General features: G+C 54.7%; 20 protein-coding genes. 6 read left to right on the forward strand and 14 right to left on the reverse strand.

Going from position 1 to position 19613, the window contains the following annotated elements:
* Positions 1-117: 117 nt before the first annotated feature.
* Positions 118-2748 carry an alanine--tRNA ligase gene (alaS, locus tag HUF19_RS15020; protein WP_260997377.1) on the reverse strand — a complete coding sequence of 877 codons (2631 nt, stop codon included), beginning with the start codon at positions 2746-2748 and terminating at the stop codon, positions 118-120.
* A 228-nt stretch (positions 2749-2976) separates the two neighbouring features.
* Between alaS and HUF19_RS15025 the strand changes: the two genes are divergently transcribed.
* The 4 genes from HUF19_RS15025 (at position 2977) to HUF19_RS15040 (ending at position 5898) form a co-directional block, all read left to right on the forward strand.
* Positions 2977-3180, forward strand: coding sequence for a YgaP family membrane protein (locus tag HUF19_RS15025; protein WP_260997378.1), 204 nt, complete (start codon positions 2977-2979; stop codon positions 3178-3180).
* A gap of 96 nt (positions 3181-3276) precedes the next feature.
* A complete protein-coding gene (locus HUF19_RS15030) occupies positions 3277-4242 on the forward strand; it encodes a tetratricopeptide repeat protein (protein ID WP_260997379.1) in 966 nt (321 codons plus the stop codon).
* 24 nt (positions 4243-4266) lie between these two features.
* Complete coding sequence (locus tag HUF19_RS15035; RefSeq protein ID WP_260997380.1) at positions 4267-4497, forward strand: hypothetical protein; 231 nt, start codon at positions 4267-4269, stop codon at positions 4495-4497.
* A gap of 117 nt (positions 4498-4614) precedes the next feature.
* On the forward strand, positions 4615-5898 hold the full coding sequence (locus HUF19_RS15040; protein WP_260997381.1) for an NAD(P)/FAD-dependent oxidoreductase: 1284 nt from the start codon (positions 4615-4617) through the stop codon (positions 5896-5898).
* Position 5899: 1 nt separating this feature from the next.
* On the opposite strand, the gene HUF19_RS15045 is transcribed toward HUF19_RS15040, so the two are convergent.
* From HUF19_RS15045 to HUF19_RS15060, 4 genes are all read right to left on the reverse strand, one after another.
* Positions 5900-6916, reverse strand: a complete 1017-nt coding sequence (locus HUF19_RS15045) for a helix-turn-helix domain-containing protein (protein WP_260997382.1) — start codon at positions 6914-6916, stop codon at positions 5900-5902.
* Between the two features lie 193 nt (positions 6917-7109).
* On the reverse strand, positions 7110-7598 hold the full coding sequence (gene recX / locus HUF19_RS15050; RefSeq protein WP_260997383.1) for a recombination regulator RecX: 489 nt from the start codon (positions 7596-7598) through the stop codon (positions 7110-7112).
* Entirely contained in the window at positions 7579-8616 is a 1038-nt protein-coding gene (gene recA, locus HUF19_RS15055) for a recombinase RecA (protein WP_260997384.1), read from the reverse strand. The genes recX and recA overlap by 20 nt, the downstream gene beginning before the upstream one ends.
* A gap of 129 nt (positions 8617-8745) precedes the next feature.
* The gene (locus HUF19_RS15060; protein ID WP_260997385.1) at positions 8746-9231 is read right to left on the reverse strand and encodes a CinA family protein; all 486 of its coding nucleotides are present in this window, start codon (positions 9229-9231) and stop codon (positions 8746-8748) included.
* A 74-nt stretch (positions 9232-9305) separates the two neighbouring features.
* On the opposite strand from HUF19_RS15060, the gene mutS reads away from it, so the two are divergent.
* Together mutS and fdxA are read left to right on the forward strand one after the other, a co-directional pair.
* Positions 9306-11927 (forward strand): DNA mismatch repair protein MutS, encoded by a 2622-nt coding sequence (gene mutS / locus HUF19_RS15065; protein ID WP_260997386.1) that lies wholly within the window; start codon positions 9306-9308, stop codon positions 11925-11927.
* Positions 11928-12147: 220 nt separating this feature from the next.
* A complete protein-coding gene (gene fdxA / locus HUF19_RS15070; protein ID WP_145466489.1) occupies positions 12148-12471 on the forward strand; it encodes a ferredoxin FdxA in 324 nt (107 codons plus the stop codon).
* An 85-nt stretch (positions 12472-12556) separates the two neighbouring features.
* Here the strand turns inward: fdxA and rpoS are convergent, their stop codons facing one another.
* The 9 genes from rpoS to HUF19_RS15115 form a co-directional block, all read right to left on the reverse strand.
* Positions 12557-13534 carry an RNA polymerase sigma factor RpoS gene (gene rpoS, locus HUF19_RS15075; RefSeq protein WP_260997387.1) on the reverse strand — a complete coding sequence of 326 codons (978 nt, stop codon included), beginning with the start codon at positions 13532-13534 and terminating at the stop codon, positions 12557-12559.
* A gap of 83 nt (positions 13535-13617) precedes the next feature.
* Positions 13618-14388 carry a peptidoglycan DD-metalloendopeptidase family protein gene (locus HUF19_RS15080; protein WP_260997388.1) on the reverse strand — a complete coding sequence of 257 codons (771 nt, stop codon included), beginning with the start codon at positions 14386-14388 and terminating at the stop codon, positions 13618-13620.
* Positions 14389-14640: 252 nt separating this feature from the next.
* Complete coding sequence (locus HUF19_RS15085) at positions 14641-15540, reverse strand: DUF368 domain-containing protein (RefSeq protein WP_260997389.1); 900 nt, start codon at positions 15538-15540, stop codon at positions 14641-14643.
* Between the two features lie 66 nt (positions 15541-15606).
* Positions 15607-16239 carry a protein-L-isoaspartate(D-aspartate) O-methyltransferase gene (locus HUF19_RS15090; RefSeq protein WP_145466773.1) on the reverse strand — a complete coding sequence of 211 codons (633 nt, stop codon included), beginning with the start codon at positions 16237-16239 and terminating at the stop codon, positions 15607-15609.
* Positions 16240-16282: 43 nt separating this feature from the next.
* On the reverse strand, positions 16283-17020 hold the full coding sequence (gene surE / locus HUF19_RS15095; RefSeq protein WP_260997390.1) for a 5'/3'-nucleotidase SurE: 738 nt from the start codon (positions 17018-17020) through the stop codon (positions 16283-16285).
* Entirely contained in the window at positions 16998-18011 is a 1014-nt protein-coding gene (gene truD, locus HUF19_RS15100) for a tRNA pseudouridine(13) synthase TruD (RefSeq protein WP_260997391.1), read from the reverse strand. The genes surE and truD overlap by 23 nt, the downstream gene beginning before the upstream one ends.
* Positions 18012-18044: 33 nt before the next feature.
* Positions 18045-18524, reverse strand: a complete 480-nt coding sequence (gene ispF, locus HUF19_RS15105) for a 2-C-methyl-D-erythritol 2,4-cyclodiphosphate synthase (protein ID WP_145466494.1) — start codon at positions 18522-18524, stop codon at positions 18045-18047.
* 12 nt (positions 18525-18536) lie between these two features.
* Positions 18537-19250, reverse strand: a complete 714-nt coding sequence (ispD, locus tag HUF19_RS15110; protein WP_260997392.1) for a 2-C-methyl-D-erythritol 4-phosphate cytidylyltransferase — start codon at positions 19248-19250, stop codon at positions 18537-18539.
* Positions 19250-19567 (reverse strand): FtsB family cell division protein, encoded by a 318-nt coding sequence (locus HUF19_RS15115; RefSeq protein ID WP_145466496.1) that lies wholly within the window; start codon positions 19565-19567, stop codon positions 19250-19252. Before HUF19_RS15115 ends, ispD begins: the two co-directional genes overlap by 1 nt.
* Between the last annotated feature and the right edge of the window lie 46 nt (positions 19568-19613).

Here is a 19613-nt window from a genome sequence, read left to right on the forward strand (position 1 = left end):
GCTTAAAACGCAACAGTCTGATGCCGGTGTGGCCTTTATCGCAAATCCCTCTGCAATAACCAGCTTTGATAAAAAAACAGCGGGCAATGCCCGCTGTTTTTTGTCCAGCCTGCGCGCTTAAGACAGCTGCGCCTGTGCCCACTTACTGAAAGCGGCCAGAGCGTCGTCAATGCCTTCCGGCTTCTGACCACCGGCCTGAGCCATTTCCGGCTTACCGCCGCCACGGCCATCGACATAAGGCGCACACTCTTTAACCGCATCACCGGCTTTGGCTTTACCAATCAGGTCTTTGGTCACACCGGCCAGCAGTGTCACTTTGCCTTCGGTTTCCGCCGCCAGCATGATCAGCGCAGAACCCAGCTTGTTTTTCAGCTGGTCCATCGTGGTACGCAGTGCTTCGACATCAGCACCATCCAGACGGGCTGACAGCACTTTTACGCCGTTAATATCCTGCGCATTGTTCGCCAGATCGGAACCGGCACTGGAAGCCAGTTTGGATTTCAGCGCATCCAGTTCTTTTTCCAGCTGACGGTTACGCGCCATCAGTTGCTCAACTTTGTCGCCAACGTTATCAGCCGAACCTTTCAGGTTGCGGGCAATACCGTTCAGTGTGGCTTCTTCGCGGGCAATAAAGTCCAGCGCTGCCTGACCCACGACCGCTTCAATACGGCGGATACCGGCGGCAATACCGCTTTCGCTGCTGACTTTCAGCACGCCGATATCACCGGTGCGTTTGGCGTGAGTACCACCACAAAGCTCGACCGAGAAATCATCCACACCCATCGACAGCACGCGCACTTCGTCATCGTACTTTTCGCCGAACAGTGCCATCGCACCGGAGTTACGGGCATCGTCGATGTTCATCAGACGGGTCGTTACTTCGGTATTGGCGCGGATCTGAGCGTTAACGATGTTTTCGATCTCAGCCAGCTCTCCTGGTTTAACCGCTTCCAGATGCGAGAAGTCGAAACGCAGTTTGTCGTAAGTCACCAGCGAGCCTTTCTGACTGACATGCTCACCCAGCACTTTGCGCAGGGCAGCATGCAGCAGGTGAGTAGCCGAGTGGTGAATGGCCGTCGACTGACGCTTTTCCGCATCAACCGTTGCGGTCAGCTGGTCACCGACTTTCACCGAACCTTCAACCAGCACGCCTTTGTGCAGGTGGTTTTTGCCTTCTTTGCTGGTGTCTTTCACCTGGAAGACAACGCCGTTGGCTTTCAGGAAACCGGTATCACCCGCCTGACCACCGCTTTCGGCATAAAAGGCGGTTTCATCCAGCACCAGTACAGCTTCATCACCGGCATTCAGTTGTTCAACCGCCACACCGTCTTTAAACAGGGCTTTCACGCTGCCGGTATTTTCCAGCTGGGTGTAACCAAGGAATTCAGTTGTTCCGTCGATTTCCAGACCTTTGCCGTAGTTACCGGCAAAGTTACCGGCTGAGCGGGCCATTTCGCGCTGCTTATCCATCGCTGCGTTGAAGCCGTCTTCGTCGACTTTCAGGTCGCGCTCACGGGCAACGTCGGCGGTCAGATCCAGCGGGAAACCGTAGGTGTCGTACAGCTTGAAGGCGGTTTCACCGGGAATGGTGTCGCCTTTCAGATCCGCGATAGCATCGTTCAGAATCGCCATGCCTTTATCCAGCGTTTTGGCGAACTGTTCTTCTTCCAGACGCAGCACTTTTTCGACGTGCGCCTGCAGCGTACGCAATTCCGGATAGGCTTCGCCCATCTGTTCAACCAATGCACCCACCAGCTTGTGGAAGAAACCAACCGACGCCCCCAGCATATGACCGTGACGTACAGCGCGGCGGATAATACGGCGCAGCACATAACCGCGGCCTTCGTTGGATGGCAGCACGCCATCAACAATCAGGAAGCTGGTTGAACGGATATGGTCGGCGATGACGCGCAGAGACTTGTTCTCGGTATCTTTGCAGCCGGTCAGTTCGCCGGCCGCCGCGAGCAGCGCCTGGAACAGATCGATTTCGTAGTTGCTGTGCACGCCCTGCATGATTGCCGAGATACGCTCAAGACCCATACCGGTATCAACAGAAGGCTTCGGCAGTGGGATCATCTCGCCATCAGGCTGACGATCAAACTGCATAAATACGTTGTTCCAGATTTCGATAAAGCGGTCGCCATCTTCTTCCGGTGATCCCGGAGGCCCGCCCCAGATATGTTCGCCATGGTCGAAGAAGATTTCAGTACACGGACCGCACGGGCCGGTATCACCCATCGCCCAGAAGTTATCGGAGGCGTAGCGGGCGCCTTTGTTATCTCCGATACGGACGATTTTTTCCGCCGGAATGCCCATCTGCTTGTTCCAGATGTCATAGGCTTCGTCGTCTTCGGCGTAGACCGTAACCATCAGTTTTTCTTTCGGCAGGTTCAGCCACTGCGGTGAGGTCAGGAATTCCCAGGCAAACTTAATCGCGTCTTCTTTAAAGTAATCGCCAAAGCTGAAGTTACCCAGCATTTCAAAGAAGGTGTGGTGACGCGCGGTGTAACCGACATTTTCCAGGTCGTTATGCTTGCCACCGGCACGCACACAGCGCTGAGACGAGGCCGCGCGGGTATAGCTGCGCTGGTCCTTACCGAGAAAACAGTCTTTGAACTGCACCATACCGGCATTGGTAAAGAGCAGGGTCGGGTCGTTACCGGGAATCAGCGGGCTGGATGGCACCACTTCATGGCCTTTGGAGGCAAAGTAATCAAGGAATGCCTTGCGAATGTCTGAGCTTTTCATACGGCTGCGGGTATCCGGAAGCGGTTAGTCAAAGTTAAAGGAGAAGGAGTATAGCGGTTTGCGCGCCTCAGGCCGAGTCCCTGCACGCGTGTTCCTGCTGCTAAATATCTGTCACAGCAACAAGCTGTCAGGTCTGGCTTTTCAGGCGCAACTGTTAAAAACCACTTGACGGCATACGAATCAAAGATAACTATATAAGCATATTCTAATTTAGAGAAAGGTGATGCTATGAACGTCGATCGCATGATTTTCGCAATTGCCGGGCTGTTTATCCTGATCAGCGTTGGTCTGTCTCAGATTCACAGTATTCACTGGCTGTGGTTTACCGCGTTTGTTGGTGCCAACATGTTTCAGGCCGCATTCAGTGGTTTCTGCCCGCTGGCGATGATTCTGAAAAAGCTGGGCGTTGATACTGGCAAAGCCTTCCAGTAACCACCGCTGGCGAAAATTAACCCGCTGATATTGGCCGGAATTCACAGGTTCCGGCCAACCTTCCCCGCTATAATCCCGCCGTCATCCGGAGGGTTTATGCGTTCTGTATCTGTTTTACTACTTTCTTTCTGCTGTCAGGCATTTGCTGCTGACTGGCAACCCTATCCTGCCGACCTGCCGCAGTTCGATTACAGCGACAACCGCTTACAGGAGTTCTGGCCACAGCTGAATCAGGGACCCGGCCTGCCCTTTCCGGACGAAAGCGCTCTGCGCGCATTGCTGGATAAATACCCACAACTGATGAATTACAGCCAGGATCAGGCCCGTCTGCCTGAGGCACACCCGGCGCTGAAAGCGCTGTTGACTGACAATCTGCAGCCACTGGCAGAAGCCAGCCAGCAGGTCTGGCGTTTGCACTATGAAGGTCATTTTCAGCAGGCTTATGAACTTGGCCGGCAGCTCGGGCCTGTTGGTGCCATCCCGGCACTCTATTCCAAGCTGATGTATGCCGCACTGATCGTGCAGGATAAAGACGCCAAGCTGGCTCTCTTCCGTGAAGCCGCCGCCGAGTCTGAGCGTTTACTGCCTCTGGCACCTGATTATGCCTTTGCTGAATTTGGCCTGGCTTATGCCCATGCACGCATTCTGGAACTGCTGGATACCAGCGCCGCCACCGCCACGGGATTCCTCGGCGACACTCAGGACGCGATGGCAGAGTTGCAGGAACGCTATCCGCAGCAGGCGCTCTACCCGGCGATGCTGGGTGGCCTGCATGCCGGCGTAGTCGAGCGCGTCGGTTCTTTTGTTGGCCGCATCACTTACGGTTCGACCGAGACCCGGGCTCTGGAAGCATTCAAGCGCGCCCTGGAATTACAGGACAAACTGCCGGTGATCTACAACGAATACGTTAATGCTCTGGCCCGGCTGGATGCCGACAAGTACCGCGACAGAATGATCACACTGCTGCAGCAATGCGTTACACTGCCGGTACTGAGTGCAGAAGAAGCCCTGAATCGTCAGGTCTGCGCTGATCACCTGCAACAATGGCAAGTGGCCAACTGAGCACTGCCATCACCGGATAGCACAATGATTACTGCTCTGCTGATTGCCATGGTTCCGGCCATGGTGCTGCTGATGCTGCATCTCGCCATCGGACCTTTCGGTCATGTGCGTTTCCTGCACTGGCATCTGCGCTGGAAAAAAATGCCGGTCTGGCTGCAACGGATACTGTTACTGCTGGCAACAGGCATTTTAGTTGCCGGTGCCAGTCATTTGCTGGGCATCTGGCAGCAGACACCACCTCTTCCTGATCGCTGAAACACAGCGTTCGCCGGCATACTCCGCTAATGTGAAATTCGGATGAATAAAAGCGGCCAATAGTGACAGCGTTGTCCGTATAATGGCTGCAGTTTTTTCACTTACCGGAGTCTCACCATGCAACGTATCGTCATTATTGGCGGTGGTGCAGGCGGACTGGAACTGGCAACCCAATTAGGGCGCAAGCTCGGACGGCGCGGTAAAGCCGAAGTCGTCCTTATTGATGCCAACCCCACCCACCTGTGGAAACCCCTGCTGCACGAAGTCGCCACCGGCGCACTGGATTCAGGAATCGATGAGCTTAACTACCGCGCCCACGGTAAGGTACACGGCTTTAGTTTTCAGCTTGGACGCATGTCTGGCCTGCTACGCGAACAACGCGAAGTGGTACTGGCACCCATTCATGACGAACAGGGCGAGCTGATCGTTCCGCAGCGTAGCGTCAGCTACGACACCCTGGTGATTGCCATCGGCAGCGTAACGAACGATTTCGGCACGCCCGGCGCTAAAGATCACTGCATTTTCCTCGACAGCCGCCAGCAAGCAGAACGCTTTCACCGCACATTGCTCAACGAATTTCTGCGAGCCAGTAACAGCGAAAATCCGCGTAATCTGGAAATTGCTATTGTCGGTGCCGGAGCAACCGGAGTGGAATTGTCTGCCGAACTGTACAACACCGCTGAAGTATTGAGCAGCTATGGCCTGAAGAACGTTTCACCAGAACAGCTGAAGGTCACCTTAATCGAAGCTGGCGAGCGCATTCTGCCAGCGCTGCCACCAAGAATATCCGCCGCCGCAACCCGTGAACTGGAAGCGCTGGGCGTAGCGGTGCGCACCGGCACCCTGATTACTGAGGCCAGTGCCGAAGGGTTTGTTACCAAAGATCAGGGCACTATTCCGGCACGCCTTAAAGTCTGGGCCGCCGGGGTAAAAGCACCGGAGTTTATGACAACACTGGGGCTGGAAACCAACCGCGCCAACCAGCTGATCGTCAATGCCAGCCTGCAGACCGAAGATAAAAATATTTTTGCTTTGGGTGATTGCTGCAGCGTAATGCACAGCGACGGCAAACCGGTACCGCCACGCGCTCAGGCTGCTCACCAACAGGCGAGCCATCTGGTCAAAGCGTTGCGAGCCCACCATCAGGGGCAGCCGTTACCGGAATTTGTTTTCCGCGATAAAGGTTCGCTGGTTTCTCTCAGTCGCTACAGCACCGTAGGCAGCCTGATGGGCAACCTGACCAGCGGTTCGATGATGATTGAGGGGAGATTGGCACGGATTGTTTATGTGTCACTGTACCGGTTACACCAGATTGCCCTGCACGGCTACTGGCATACCCTGCTGCTGAGTCTGGTAGGTCATATCAATAAAGTAATCCGGCCGCGTCTGAAATTACACTGATTCAGACATTGCCGGTTTCCGCTCCCAACGTCTGGCGATAATCGCCAGGCGTTGCGTCCGTCCAGCGTTTAAAGGCTTTATAAAAGGCACTGGGTTCGGCATAACCGACCATAAAAGCGATCTCATAAAGCGGAATACTTTCATCACGAATCAGATGCATCGCCAACGCCTGGCGGCTCTCATCCAGCAAAGCCTGATAGGTTGTTCCCAATGCTTTCAGACGACGCTGCAGATTACGCACACTGATACTCAGCTGTGCGGCCACATCTTCCTGCGATACCTGACGCTTCAGCAGACAGCCCTGCAGAATACGCTGCAACTCGCTGTACAGCATGACCTGCTCACGGAATTTATCGGCATTACGCTCAAAATCCCGCAACAAACTGGCATAAAGGATCGGCTGCTGTTCCGGATTAATCTGCTGCCAGGCGGACGCCGATATCTCCAGAGCATAAGTGTCGCCTGCTACAACCTCAGGAACACAAAAGTCATTCAGCTGCGCCACAAAATCTGAATCAAGCGGTACCTGCAACAGCAGATCCTGATCACGGTAACGCCTGCCCAGTACCTGATAACAGGCTTCAGACAGCGTCAGCAAACCCTGCAACAGCTGTTGTGGCAATAATTGCAAACCTGCCTGCGACTCAGCCCTGATAATTACTTTGTGCTCACCCGGACTGACGGCAAAGTGAATATTACCCGCTGACAGATGAATAAAACGCAGAGCAGCCACCAGTCCCTGAGATAAATTCTCAGAATATTTTAATAACCGGCTCAGCGGTAAATCGCACTGTGCCAGATAGCGCCCGGTACGGGCAGGCAACAGCCTGTCGCAGCTTTGCGAGGCGATATAATTATGGGCAAGCTTAAGCTTGTCAGCATCGACCCATGGCGGCATAGGCTCCGCAGGTGTCATGCCAAGTAAACTCCAGACAGGAGTGATATCAATACCTTGACTGTCCCAGAAGCTCAGCAGATGCTGCACCAGTACGATATCGACCTGTACAGTTGGGCTCATATCCCTCCCCAACGATCTTATGATTATTAACTACCGGTCTCCGCCGGAAATTGAACAATTGTTCTATATTCTGATATATGAATTTGATCATGGTTAGCAGTGAGGGGAGTGTCAATAGACTGAGGCGACAGTGAAAATAATGTCGTCAAAAAGGCAGCATAGTCAGGAAAATTCACTAGATAGTGACGGTGGCTTAATAGCTATCCGAGTGTTCAGCAATAGCCAGCTGTTCAAGAGCATAGCTGGTTTGCTCGCCCGTAAAACCACGATAGGCCAGAAAACGATATAACCGGGCGCGTTCACGCATATCCTGCGGTGATACCCCGCCAGGGCATTTGCGTTGTGCGAGATCAAGTGCCAGCTCATACCAGTCAACACTGAGATTGGCGATAGCACTCTGAATCTGCTCAGCGTTCAGACCTTTTTCGCGCAGCTCCTGTTGCAGGCGCACAGGGCCATAACGCTGGCAGCGGCTGTTGAGGAAAGATTCAGCAAAGCGCTCATCGGATTGCCAGTGACGCTCGGCAAGGTCATCAAGAACCGTTTCCACATCGTCAGGATCGGCAGCTTTCGGGGAGAGTTTGCGCGACAGTTCGCGGCGGGAATAATCACGCCGGGACAGCAGATCAACAGCCGCCCGGCGCAATTCAGCCTGCGTCAGCTCAGGCTTCGGCTTCTTCATCCGCTTCACTGGTAATGTCTGATGCTACGGCTACCGTCAGCATCTGGCTGCGGATGCCGGCTTCAATTTCTGCAGCCATCTCAGGGTGATCCTGCAGGAACAGTGCAGCATTCGCTTTACCCTGCCCGATCTTGTCGCCTTTATAGCTGTACCAGGCACCGGATTTATCCACCAGACCACATTTAACACCCAGGTCAATTACTTCACCCATGTGGTAGATGCCCTGACCGTACATGATCTGGAACTCGGCCTGCTTGAACGGTGGCGATACTTTATTTTTCACCACTTTAACGCGGGTTTCGTTACCGATCACTTCGTCGCCCTGTTTAACCGAACCGATACGGCGGATATCCAGACGTACAGACGAATAGAACTTCAGTGCGTTACCACCGGTCGTGGTTTCCGGACTGCCGAACATAACGCCGATTTTCATCCGGATCTGGTTAATGAAGATCACCAGACAGTTGGCGTTTTTAACGTTACCGGTAATTTTACGCAGAGCCTGAGACATCAGACGCGCTTGCAGGCCAACATGGCTGTCGCCCATCTCGCCTTCAATTTCAGCCTTAGGAACCAGTGCAGCAACGGAGTCGACAACAATCACATCCACTGCGCCGGAGCGTACCAGGCTGTCACAGATTTCCAGTGCCTGTTCACCTGTGTCTGGCTGCGATACCAGCAGGCTGTTCAGATCGATGCCCAGTTTTTCAGCATACAGCGGGTCCAGAGCGTGCTCAGCATCGATAATGGCAACGGATTTGCCCATTTTCTGCGCCTGCGCCATCACCGATAAACACAGTGTGGTTTTACCTGAGCTTTCCGGACCATAGATTTCAACGATCCGGCCCTGTGGCAGACCGCCAATGCCCAGAGCGATGTCCAGCCCCAGAGAACCTGTGGAGATAGCAGGGATGGCTTCGCGCGGCTGCTCGCCCATCTTCATAATGGCGCCTTTACCAAACTGACGTTCAATCTGGCTCAGTGCCGCATCAAGTGCTTTCTGTTTGTTAGCATCCATCGCTCTGTCCTGTCTGTGTTTAATCTGGTTAGTCTGTCTGACCGGTCTGTTACTTGCTCATGACCAATCACTGTAAATTTAACCAGTATTTAAGCACAGCTTATTCTCAGCGCCAACCCTTCTTTTTTGTCAGCAGGACAGCCAGCGGCATAAGCCCTGAATACCGTGCACAACCGCCAGTGCGCGCACCTGTTCGCGGTTACCGGGAAAGTGGCAGCATTCCGTAATCTGCTGCTCGGCATTGCCCCAGGCAAACCAGACAGTTCCCACGGGCTTATCTTCGGAGCCGCCGCCGGGCCCGGCCACACCACTGACCGCTACCGCCAGATCGCCCAGACTGTTATTGACCGCACCGGCCACCATGGCGCGCACTGTCTCTTCGCTGACCGCACCGAACTGTTCAATCAGCGCCGGTGGTACGCCGAGATAGCGGACTTTGGCTTCGTTGGAATAGGTTACAAAACCACATTCAAACCAGTTCGAACTGCCGGCCATATCGGTCAGCGCACTGGCAATACCGCCGCCGGTACAGGACTCAGCGGTGACCAGCCGCAGATTACGGCTCTGCAGAATTTCAGCCAGTACGGCAACAGAGGCATTCAGTTCAGGGCTCATTTCTGTATCCTCGCGGAATCACTTACAATCTGCCGTTTACATTAACACGCCCGTTTTTTAAGGACACTCGCCCGATGAGCCAGGCAACTGCCCAGCACACGCCGATGATGCAACAGTATTTCCGCATCAAAGCCGAATTCTCCGACACTCTGCTGTTTTATCGCATGGGCGATTTTTACGAATTATTTTACAGCGACGCCAAACGTGCGGCACAGCTACTCGACATTACCTTAACCGCCCGCGGCCAGAGTGGCGGCGAGCCCATTCCGATGGCCGGTATTCCATACCATGCTGCCGAAAACTATATCGCCCGGCTGGTAAAGCAGGGGGTTTCGGTGGCGATTGCCGAACAAATCGGCGACCCGGCGACCAGCAAAGGGCCGGTAGAACGCAAAGTCGTGCGTGTTATCACACCGGGCACCCTGACCGATGAAGCTTTTCTCGATGAGCGTTCCGACAACCTGCTGGTTGCCCTCTGTTCTGAGCAACAACGCCATGGTTTAGCCGTGCTGGAAATCAGCTCCGGTCGTTTCTCGGTGCTGGAGGTCGACGGTGAAGATGCTTTACTGGCCGAGATCGAACGTCTGCGTCCGGCGGAATTATTACTCAACGAAGATCAGCGCCAGCCCGCCGGTCTGCGTGAACGCCAGGGGGCGAAATTACAGGCGCCGTGGCACTACGAATCCGACACCGCTTTCCGCCTGCTGACCCAGCAGTTAAAAACCCGCGACCTGCGTGGCTTTGGCTGTGAGCATATGACGGTGGCTATCCGTGCTGCCGGCGCTCTGCTGAATTACGCTCAGGAAACCCAGCGCAATAATCTGCCGCATATCCGCTCGCTGCAGGTCGAACAGCCGGATGACGCCATTATTATCGACCCCGCCAGCCGCCGGAATCTGGAGATTGATATCAACCAGAAAGGCGACAGCCAGCACACGCTGGCCTGGATCATGGATAAAACCGCCACCGCCATGGGCAGTCGTTTGCTCAAGCGCTGGCTGAACCGTCCGCTGCGCGACCAGGCTCTGCTGCAACAACGACAGGGATTCATCGCCCAGCTTATTCAGCATTACGCCGCCGAAGAATTGCACAGCAGCCTGAAACAGGTTGGTGATATTGAGCGTATTTTATCGCGTGTGGCACTGGGTTCTGCCCGCCCGCGCGACCTCGCACGGCTGCGTGATGCGCTGGCCATCGTGCCCGATATTCGCCAGCAGCTAACCCGCCTCGACAGCACACTGGCTGAACAGCTACTGGAACGGGCGCAGGAATTCCCGCACTGGGTTGAACGCCTGAGCAAAGCCATTATTGAAAACCCGCCGGTCATTATCCGCGACGGCGGTGTGATCGCCGAAGGCTACGACAGCGAGCTGGATGAACTGCGCGCACTGAGCGAAAACGCCGGCGATTATTTAATTAAGCTTGAAGAGCAGGAAAAAGAACGTACCGGTATCAGCACTTTAAAAGTCGGCTACAACCGCGTGCACGGCTATTACATTGAAATATCCAAAGCCCAGTCCGATGCCGCGCCTACGGAATATATCCGTCGCCAGACGCTGAAAAACGCCGAACGTTTTATTACGCCGGAACTGAAAACCTTCGAAGACAAAGCGCTGAGTGCCAAAAGCCGGGCGTTAAGCCGCGAAAAAGCCCTGTACGACGAACTGGTGCAGGCACTGGCCGAAGAGCTGATTCCGTTACAGGTGTGCGCCGCGGCGCTGTCTGAACTGGACGTACTGTCGAATCTAGCCGAGCGCGCCGAAAGCCTGCGTTTTGTGCAGCCGCAACTGGTCAGCGATGCGGTGGTCGATATTCAGCAGGGGCGCCATCCGGTAATCGAAAATCTGATCGTCGATCCCTTTGTCGCCAACGATACCCGCCTCGATGCCCGGCAGAATATGCAGATCATTACCGGCCCGAACATGGGCGGTAAATCGACCTATATGCGTCAGGTTGCCCTGATTGCCCTGCTGGCACATATCGGCAGCTATGTGCCCGCCGAAAGCTGCACCCTCGGCCCGATTGACCGGATTTTTACCCGTATGGGTTCCTCCGATGATGTCGCCGGTGGCCGTTCGACTTTTATGGTGGAAATGACCGAAACCGCCAATATCCTGCACAATGCCACCGCCCAGAGTCTGGTATTAATGGATGAAGTCGGCCGTGGCACCAGCACTTTTGACGGCCTGTCTCTGGCCTGGGCCAGTGCCGCACATCTGGCCGAACATATCGGTGCATTTACCCTGTTTGCCACCCATTATTTCGAGATGACCGCCCTGCCGGAAAACCACAGCAATGTGGTTAACGTGCACCTTAAAGCCACCGAGCACGACGACCGTATTATCTTCCTGCACTCGGTAGAACAGGGACCGGCCAGCCAGAGTTATGGCCTGCAGGTAGCCCAGCTGGCCGGCGTACCGGACAGCGTGATTCAGCAGGCCAAAGCGCAGCTGCTGCATCTGGAGCAAAGCTCTGGCGTCAGCCCTGCGGCCATACCAACATCCTTTACCAGCGGTGCGGAGAACACGGCACCAGTGACGCATAAAGCTCAGGCAAAAGCCGAGCAACCGCTGCAGAATGATCTGTTCGCCGCCCTGCCATCAGCTGTTGAAGAGCGTCTGGCCGCTCTGAACCCGGACGATCTGTCACCACGGGCGGCACTGGAGCTGATGTATGAACTGAAGGGGCTGCTGTAAAAATCACCGCCTTCTTATAGCCAGCAAGCAGGTTTCTGCAGTTTCGTTAGAACCATTAGGCTGCTGGCTATAACCCATATTTATAGCGGACGAACTTGCCCAGTTGCCCGCTCCTACCTAGAATGGCGGATTACTAAACACCCGGAGACTGAGTGTCTTATCAGTCTGCCAAGAACCGGGGGAACGCGCCGATGATTTGCGAGATTAGGAGATACCCCAGATGACGTTCGTCGTTACTGATAACTGCGTGAAATGTAAGTACACCGACTGTGTGGAAGTCTGCCCGGTTGACTGTTTCTACGAAGGTCCGAACTTTCTGGTGATTCACCCGGATGAGTGTATCGACTGTGCACTGTGTGAGCCTGAGTGCCCGGCGGAAGCGATTTTCTCCGAAGACGAAGTACCGGCCGGTCAGGAACAGTACATTGAGCTGAACGCAGAACTGGCCGAAGTATGGCCGAACATCAGCGAGAAGAAAGAGTCGCTGCCGGATGCCGAGGAGTGGGATGGCGTTCCGGACAAACTGCAACACCTTGAGCGCTGAGTCTCAGCCAGCAAGTACAGCCCGGTAATCTCCGGGCAATAAAAAAGCGGCCATTGGCCGCTTTTTTATTGCTGCTGTTTGCTGATTAGGCATCACCAAACAGAGTGGCTGCGTTCAGACCCTGCTTCTCCATGATCTCACGCAGACGCTTCAGAGCTTCGACCTGAATCTGGCGCACACGCTCACGGGTCAGACCGATTTCGCGGCCCACATCTTCCAGGGTGCTGGTTTCATAACCACGCAGACCGAAACGACGGGACAGAACTTCACGTTGCTTCTCTGGCAGTTCTTCAATCCAGCGATCCAGATTGGCCTGAATATCCTGATTCTGCAGTTCTTCACCCGGATCGGTTACACGCTCATCGGCGATGGTATCCAGAATGGATTTATCGGATGACGGCCCAAGTGGGGTATCAATCGAGGTTACACGCTCATTCAGTTTGAGCATGCGTTTTACATCTTCTACCGGTTTTTCCAGCAGAGCTGCGATTTCTTCTGCGCTTGGCTCATGATCCAGCTTCTGGGTCAGCTCACGGGCTGCACGCAGATAAACGTTGAGTTCTTTGACCACGTGAATCGGCAGACGGATGGTACGGGTCTGATTCATAATCGCCCGTTCGATAGTCTGACGAATCCACCAGGTGGCGTAGGTAGAGAAGCGGAAGCCACGTTCCGGATCGAACTTCTCAACCGCGCGGATCAGACCCAGGTTGCCCTCTTCGATCAGATCCAGCAGTGATAAGCCGCGGTTAACGTAACGGCGTGAAATCTTCACCACCAGTCGCAGGTTACTTTCAATCATGCGACGGCGACCCATTTCATCACCCTTGCGGGCCAGACGTGCATAGTGCACCTCTTCTTCCGCAGACAGCAGTGGGGAAAACCCAATCTCATTGAGATACAACTGAGTAGCATCCATCGTTTTGTAGGATGTGTCAGCGGCAAAGCGTTCTGTGGTTTCGTCTGCAGAATCCTGTTCAGACTCAGACTCTTCCACCAGTGCCAGTGCTTCTACATCATCAAAAACGTCTTCTTCGCGTAGTTCTCGTTGTTGTACTGCCATGTTCATTTCCGCCTTTGGTTATCGTCCTGAACCTGAACCGAAACAGGTTTTGTGCCAGAACGATTGATTAATTTCTGCCCGCTCTACCCAGGCCGGCTGGGTAAGTATCTGAGCGGATCAACCGGCTTGCCGTTTCTTCGGATCTCAAAGTGAAGTTTCACTTTGTCGGTACCAGTAGATCCTATTTCGGCAATCTTCTGGCCAGCTTTAACGACTTCTTGCTCGCTGACCAGAATGCGGCTGGTGTGGGCGTAGGCGCTGAGGTAAGTATCGTTGTGTTTGACGATGACTAAGTTGCCATAACCGCGTAAGCCCTGACCCGCGTAAACCACGGTTCCTGCCGCTGCTGCCAAAACAGATTCTCCCAAAGCACCGGCGATATCAATCCCCTTGTTTACGGGCTTTTTGGTTGAAAAATGACCAATCAAACGGCCGTTTACCGGCCATTTCCAGTCAGTTTCGGCTGTATTGTCGTTATTTTTTGGCGGGTTATGACTTGTTTTTGCCGGAGGCTTAGCTGGCCTCTGACTTTTTGGCAGCGGTTTTGACGGATTTTCGACAGTAGCAACAACAGGGGGCCGGGAACGCTTACTGACATTTCTGATGTCAATTTTTTGACCAGGGTAGATAACATAAGGGCTGGCTATTGAGTTAGCACTTGCCAACTCCCGGTAATCGATTCCGTAACGCCAGGCAATTGAGAACAGCGTCTCACCACGCTCAACAAGATGGAAACCCGTCGCGGTTTGTCCTTTACTGAACTTCTCTTCAACTGAGACAAATTCTCGGCCAGAAAGGCACCCTGTTAATAGTGTAGCTATCGTGACTAATATGACAGTGGTCAGTGCTTTCATCGTCGTCCGTCGGTGGTTGTTTTTTGACACTCAAAAATGACAGCTTTTTGAGTCCTGCGGCGCGCCTGATTGTTTTTAACCAAAGACACTTAAAAATAAAACTCTTATTCTAAATAAGTCTAAAAAAATCAAAGTTTTTATCAGATTTGCGGCTTATATACGGAACTCTACCCGTTTTCACAAAAAAGCCGCACAACTTACTTGCGGATTTTCATTTTTGATTAACACTTGTTCTCTCTGGGCGAACGAAAACTACTGCGCCGTTCTGGACGCAAAACGCTCAAGCCCAAGAACCAATAAAGCTCCCGCCAGCATCAATCCCAGCGCCAGCAATAAGGATAAACCACTGTCCGGCAGGATATTGCTCTGGATAAAAGGTACCTCTGCCCCATGGCTGTTCAGGCGCGTACTCAGGGTTTCTTTCCAGGGCCAGACTTTCAGCAGGGAACCCGCCATAAAGCCCGTCAGCAAGGCAAACATTGCATCTTTATAATGATGCAGCAACCAGCTGAGAATGCGTGAGAATGCCATCAGGCCAATAGCAGCACCGACCGCAAAGGTGCCCAGCAGCTGAATGTCCAGTTGCCGCACGGCACCGAGAACCGGCTCATACAGCCCCATCAGCAGCAGAATAAAGCTACCGGAAATTCCCGGCAGGATCATGGCGCAGATCGCAATGCTGCCGGCCAGCAGAATAATCAGAGGGGTCGGCACTACCGAGGTCGGCGATGCTGTGCTGATAAAGCCGGCAATGACGGCGCCCAATGCCAGCAACACCAGTTGTGCCAGCCCCCAGCGTCCGATTTCTTTGCCGATATGCCAGCAGGAGGCCAGAATCAGGCCGAAGAAGAAGGCCCACAGCCACACCGGATAGTTCATCAGCAGATAGTGAATTCCACGCGCCAGCGACAACAGTGCCAGCAGGATGCCGCTGCCCAGCACCAGCAGAAAGGTGCCGTTAATGCTTTGCCAGAAGGCGCGCGGGCCGTCTTTAAACAGCGTTTTCAGTGCCTGCAGGTTGATATTTTTGATGGAGTCCAGCAGCTCGGTATAGATGCCGGTAACAAAGGCAATGGTGCCGCCGGAGACACCGGGCACCACATCGGCAGCCCCCATTGCTATGCCTTTGAGGAACAGCCAGAAGTGTTGCATCGCGTCCTTGTCCTTATAGATGAAGAGTTATCAGATATCGGCAGCCGTACTGTCATTGTTCTGAGGTTAACGCTGTACGCCGGGTAAAAAAGGTACAAAGCGCACGCTTTCGAGGGTTTTACGGCTGAAGTGTTCCCCATGACGGGTAATCAGCACCAGTTTTTGCTCCTGAGTACCGACCGGCATAATCAGTCGTCCGCCATCGGCAAGCTGTTGCAGCAACGAATCGGGAACGTCTTCAGGGGCAGCGGCAGCGAGAATACCGTCATACAGACCATGCTCGGGCCAGCCCCAGGTGCCATCAGACAGTTTCAGCGTCACGTTGCGGTAATTCAGTTGCTGCAGACGCTGGCGCGCGCGCTGATGCAGAGGCTCAATGCGTTCCACGCTGAACAGCTTGCCAACCAGAGGACTGAGCACTGCGGTCTGATAGCCGGAACCGGTACCGATCTCCAGCACCCGGTTAAGCGGTCCGGCGGCGAGCAGTATTTCGGTCATGCGCGCCACGGTATAAGGCTGACTGATGGTCTGACCGTTGCCGATCGGCAAGGCGGTGTCTTCGTAAGCACGGTGCGCGAGCGCTTCATCCACAAATAAATGTCGCGGTGTCTGGGCAATAACCTCCAGCACCTCTTCATTCTTAATGCCGGCTTCGCGCAGGCGCTGCACCAGACGGTTGCGGGTGCGTTGCGAAGTCATTCCTATGCCGGTCAGCTGCTGCTCGTTCACTCAGAGATCCTGCTCAGTTCAGAAGCTCAGCCATCTGCTCAAGCGCAGTATGCTGGGTCATGTCCATCTGGATAGGGGTAATGGAAACCTTCCCCTGTTCTATCGCATGAAAATCGGTACCGGGACCGGCATCGGCAACGTCGCCGGCGGCGGAAATCCAGTAGCATTCTTTGCCACGCGGATTGGTGGTCAGCACCGGATTATCAGAGCGCTGACGGTGGCCCAAACGGGTAATTTCAAAGCCGTTCAGCTCGTCGTAGGCACGATCCGGCACGTTGATATTGATCACCGAATTGGCCGGCAAACGCAGCTGTTCCAGCTTCGGCAGCAATTCCAGCAATACCCGCGCAGCCGTGGCAAAGTGTTGTTTACCGGTCAGCGACACCGCTATTGGTGTCTTGGCCAGAAAGCGCCCTTCCATTGCGGCGGCAACGGTGCCGGAATAGAGCACGTCGTCACCCAGGTTGGCGCCGGCATTGATACCGGCGATCACCCGCTCACAACGGTTTGTGTAAAAGGCATTAACACCCAGATGCACGCAGTCGGTCGGCGTGCCATTGACGCTGATAAAACCATTATCCAGATGCAGCGGATGCAGCGGCCGGTCGAGGGTCAGCGAGTTGCTGGCACCACTGCGGTCACGGTCGGGGGCAACCACCAGAACGTCGCGCCCGGCATCGGTCAGCGCCTGTGCCAGGGTACGAAGCCCGGGAGCATGAACTCCATCATCATTCGACAGCATCAGCGTCATGCGCATTCACCCTCTCTGGTTCCTGTACCTGCATCAGTTCACGGATTACGGAGGTCGCATAATACCCGGCGGCCAGTGAAAAGGTGAGCACTAAATCGGTCGTTCCGGCGTCTTCCTGCCACTGCCAGCTGAGATTGGCAGGCAATGCGGCCAGAGCACGGCGCTCCTGCTTCAGACCGGCGTGTTCCATACCATCGCACAGTTCTGGCTGCTCAGCCGCGACACGGCTTTCCAACTCCAGGGCATCGTCAGTGCTGTTCAGACGGCCACGGCCCCATAACGGCCCGGTGTTTAAGCCGCTGTCGTCGGCGATATCACCGGCCAGCGTTTGCCCCCAAAGTCCGGCACGGATACGTTCGGCCAGCACATTATTGAAAATAAGCGAGCGGATAGCCGACAGATAAATGCTTTTCTTGCCCGGATTACGCACACGGATTTCACCGGCCAGCATGGCGCGGCCGGATTCAATATTGCCGCCACCATGACCAAAGCGCTGCTCACCAAAATAATTAGGCACGCCCAGTGTTTTGATCTGCTCCAGATTGCTTTCAATCAGCGCGCGCTCACCCTGCACCTGACGCAGGCGGATGGTAAAGCGGTTACCAAGCAGATCGCCGCGGCGCAGCTTTTTCGAATGACGACTCTGACTCAGTATCGTCATCTCGGCATCATTCAAAGCGCTGAAGTCCGGCGCTTCGACCCTTGGCAGATAAATACTGAACCACTGGCGGGTGACGGCGTTGCGGTCTTTCAGGCCGGCGTAGCCGACATCCATTTCCTTAACTCCCGCATGGGCTGCCAGACGTTTGGCAATCCAAGCGGTGTTGGCCCCGTTCTTCTCAATATGCAGCCAGACGTGTTCGCCTTCACCACAGGGCAGCGCCAGCGGAATTTCTTCCACGCAGAAATCGTCGTTCTGTTGTTTCAACAGGGCGCTGGCACCGGTGTGCGGATAAGCGTTGGGCCAGTCAGGCAGGAGTGTTGTTGTCAAAAGGGCTCTCGTTTTTCAGCGTTAAAATTCAAATCAGCGGGCAGCAGTGATCAGCAAAGCCACCGCGTGTACGGCAATACCTTCTTTACGCCCCACATACCCCAGCTTTTCGGTGGTGGTGGCTTTGACGTTCACATCGTCCAGACGCACGTTCAGATCGGCGGCGATGCACTCGCGCATGGTCTGAATATGCGGCGCCATCTTCGGCGCCTGGGCAATGATGGTGATATCGACGTTACCCACCTGATAGCCTTTATCGCGGATCAGGCCGACCACATGGCGCAGCAGTACACGGCTGTCGGCACCGGCCCAGGCATCATCGGTATCAGGAAAATGCTGGCCAATATCGCCCAGCGCCGCCGCGCCCAGCAGCGCATCGGCCAGCGCATGCAAAGCCACGTCGCCATCGGAATGGGCTTTCAGGCCGTGGCTGTGCGGAATCTGCACGCCGCCCAGAGTAATAAAATCGCCGTCTTCAAAAGCATGTACATCGAAGCCATGACCAATGCGCATAACAACTCTCGTTCAGGAATGTGGAGATAAAGAGGTGGATAAAAACAGTTCCGCCAGCGCCAGATCTTCGCGCCGCGTCACTTTAATATTGTCGGAGCGGCCAGCCACCAGCAATGGCTGACAACCCTGCTGCTCCATCGCGGATGCTTCATCAGTGACCGTCAGACCCTGTGCCAGACAGGCGGTTAACGCCTGCTGCAGCTGACCATAACGGAATACCTGCGGCGTTAATGCATGCCACAGCTGCTCACGCTCAACGGTATGCTCAATCACGACTTTGCCGTCGCGCAGCACCCCACGCTTCATGGTGTCGCGGGTTGGCGCGGCCAGAATGGCGCCGGGGTCGGCCAGCTCGCTCAGCAGCTTGTCCAGATCGCCATGGCGCAGGCAGGGCCGAGCGATATCGTGCACCACGACCCAGTCCTGCTCTGTTGCAATGCCCTGCAGTGCCGCCAGACCGTTCAGTACTGAATCGCAGCGCTCACGCCCACCGGCAGCGCGGATAATACGCTCGTCACTGGCGTATTCACTGTCCGGCCAGTAAGGATCATCGGCCGATAACACCAGCACCGCCTGCTCAAATGCGGGGTAACTGAGAATCGCATCCAGAGTGTAATCCAGCAGAAAGCGTCCCTGAATCGGCAGGTACTGCTTCGGCCGGTCGGCCTGCATACGGCTGCCAACACCGGCGGCGGGCAAAATAGGAAAGTAACGCGCAGTCGTCATTATTGTTTGCCGGCAGGAGGGTCTACAAAAAGGATAAAGGTTTCGCCATCGCGTACCAGACCGAGATCTTCACGGGCTTTTTCTTCCAGCAACGTCTGGCCGTGGCGCAGGTCTTCAACTTCAGCCAACAGAGCGTCATTTTCACTTTGCTGCACTTCGTTATCCTCGCGCAGCAAAGCAATACGCTGCTGCAACTGGCGGCTGGCAACCACACCGCTGTCATCCAGCCAGATGCGGTATTGCAGCACCAGCAACAGCAGCACCGGCAGCACAAGCCAGATCAGCAGGCGAAAATGAGGCATAAGTTTGTCTGACATATCCGTTTCCCGGTCAGGGTAGCATCACTCGTGGTGTCGTTCGTAT

It is taken from the genome of Thalassolituus hydrocarboniclasticus, from assembly GCF_025345565.1.
In the GTDB taxonomy this organism is placed as follows: domain Bacteria; phylum Pseudomonadota; class Gammaproteobacteria; order Pseudomonadales; family Oceanobacteraceae; genus Venatoribacter; species Venatoribacter hydrocarboniclasticus.